This window comes from Streptomyces sp. S.PB5 (genome assembly GCF_030403745.1).
GTDB lineage: Bacteria > Actinomycetota > Actinomycetes > Streptomycetales > Streptomycetaceae > Streptomyces.
In genome coordinates, this window is the sequence record NZ_JAQMWP010000063.1 from 1 (window position 1) to 1,186 (window position 1,186).

A 1,186-nucleotide genomic window follows, 5' to 3' on the forward strand; every position below is an offset into this window, starting at 1 on the left:
CTAAGGCCCGTCCCGCAATTGATGATCAGGCGCTAAGGGGGAGTCGGCCCGCTCGGAGCCAGGCCGAGGTTCATCTGCCGCCCGACTTGATCCATGGCCATTTCACGATGCAGACCACGACAGGGGCGACGAGCATGGCCAGCAGCCAGAGGCCCACGCTCGCTGGAGAGTAGATGTAGTAGCGCCAATGCTCTGGCAGGGGAGACGGCGCAAGCAGGAGCAAGATCAGCGTGGCCCAAGTGGCCAGCACGACTGCCGTCGTGCGTGCTGCGGTCATCACGATCGCCCCCTCAGCGGTGCTCCATCTCTGTGGATCGGATGATAGGGCGACTGAGATGATCTTGACGTGGCTGGTGTGATCACGGCGTCGGAACCGTCCTGGATAGCCCCGTTCTCCGGGCTGAGCCCGCGGCAGTTCGGGAAGCTGGTGACGGTATTGCGTCGCGCAGGTGCGGACGCGGTCCGCAGGGGCCGGCCGTGGAGCCTTCCGCTGGAAGACCGGACGCTGCTGGTCGCCGCCTACTGGCGCACCAACCTCACGATGCGGCAGCTTGCCCCGCTGTTCGGGGTGTCGAAGTCGGCTGCGGACAGGATCATCGACCACCTCGGGCCGATGCTCGCTCTCCAGCCCCGCAAGCGGTTCGCCAGGGACACGGTGCTCATCGTGGACGGCACCCTGGTCCCGACCCGGGACCACACCATCGCGGAGCAGTCGAAGAACTACCGGTACTCCACCAACCACCAGGTCGTCATCGACGCCGACACCTGCCTGATCGTCGTGGTCGGCCGGCCGCTCGCCGGGAACCGCAACGACTGCAAGGCATGGGAGGAGTCAGGCGCCAAGGCCGCCGTCGGCAAGACACTTACGATCGCCGACGGCGGCTACCCAGGCACCGGACTGGTTATCCCGCACCGTCGTGAACGTGGCCAGACCGAGCTCCCGGACTGGAAAGAGGAACACAACAAGTCCCACAAGCGGGTTCGCGCCCGCGTCGAACACGTCTTCGCCCGCATGAAGGCCTGGAAGATCCTCCGCGACTGCCGCCTCAAAGGCGACGGCGTCCACCACGCGATGCTCGGCATCGCCCGGATGCACAACCTCGCCCTCACCGGATAGTTCAACGGGCCGCGCAACGACCAACCGTGCCCGAGGCGACCCGAAGATCATTTACGGGACGGCCCTTAG

2 protein-coding genes are annotated in these 1,186 nt (G+C 66.0%); one reads left to right on the forward strand and one right to left on the reverse strand.

Annotated features, from left to right (window positions below):
* Window positions 1-70: 70 nt before the first annotated feature.
* The gene (locus tag PH203_RS49565; protein ID WP_289929536.1) at window positions 71-277 is read right to left on the reverse strand and encodes a hypothetical protein; all 207 of its coding nucleotides are present in this window, start codon (window positions 275-277) and stop codon (window positions 71-73) included.
* A 69-nt stretch (window positions 278-346) separates the two neighbouring features.
* On the opposite strand from PH203_RS49565, the gene PH203_RS49570 reads away from it, so the two are divergent.
* Window positions 347-1,117 (forward strand): transposase, encoded by a 771-nt coding sequence (locus PH203_RS49570; RefSeq protein WP_289929538.1) that lies wholly within the window; start codon window positions 347-349, stop codon window positions 1,115-1,117.
* Window positions 1,118-1,186: the final 69 nt, after the last annotated feature.

What these genes read in the sequence shown, in the direction of transcription:
- PH203_RS49565 (WP_289929536.1), bottom strand. Translation starts at nt 277, where the DNA reads ATGACCGCAGCACGCACGACGGCAGTCGTGCTGGCCACTTGGGCCACG.